The sequence below is a fragment of the Mesorhizobium sp. genome, from assembly GCF_005063415.1.
In the GTDB taxonomy this organism is placed as follows: domain Bacteria; phylum Pseudomonadota; class Alphaproteobacteria; order Rhizobiales; family Rhizobiaceae; genus Mesorhizobium.
Genome location: NZ_SUEG01000359.1, coordinates 1 through 712, shown reverse-complemented (window position 1 = coordinate 712; position 712 = coordinate 1). Strand labels below are relative to the sequence as shown.

Below are 712 nucleotides of genomic sequence, written 5' to 3'. Positions count from 1 at the left end.
AAAGCAGATGAGGTGGATGGCTCCCGCTCCCGGCATCTGAGTGCCACAGTGGGTTTGCTGTCAGGCAACCCGAGCAAAGGAGCCATCCACCATGCAGATTACCACCGTGGGCCTTGATCTGGCCAAGCGCATTTTTCAGGTTCATGCCGTCGACGCGTCTGGGGGCGTTGTCGTGCGCAAGGCCCTGCGCCGATCGCAAGTTCTGCCGTTCTTCACCAATTTGCCACCCTGCCTGATCGGCATGGAGGCCTGCGGGACGGCACATCACTGGGCTCGAGAACTGACGGAGCTCGGCCATGAAGTCCGCCTGATGCCACCGTCCTACGTGAAGCCCTATGTGAAGCGCGGCAAGAATGATGCGGTGGACGCGGAAGCGATTTGCGAAGCGGTAACACGCCCGACCATGCGCTTCGTGGCGATGAAGTCGGCCGAGCAACAGGCGGCCCTGTCGCTTCACCGCACACGCAATCTTCTGGTCAAGCAGCGCACGCAACTCGTGAACATGATCCGCGGCCTGTTGGCTGAGTTCGGCATCGACATTCCCCAAGGTTTGGAGCGGGCGCTTAAGCTGGCGCGCCAGATAGCCGCGAAGAAATCCACATTGGACGCACCGGCAATGGCACTGCAGATTCTGTGTATCCTGTGCGAGCAGGTGCTCAACACCCATGCCCGGCTCCAGACCATTGACCGGTCGATCCTTGCCCAACAAAGA

At 60.4% G+C, this 712-nt stretch carries 1 protein-coding gene; it reads left to right on the top strand.

Annotation, left to right across the window (positions count from 1 at the left end; translation table 11 throughout):
- Window positions 1-91: 91 nt before the first annotated feature.
- On the top strand, window positions 92-712 hold a 621-nt coding region (locus E5W70_RS32600; RefSeq protein WP_292665484.1), incomplete at its 3' end, for an IS110 family transposase.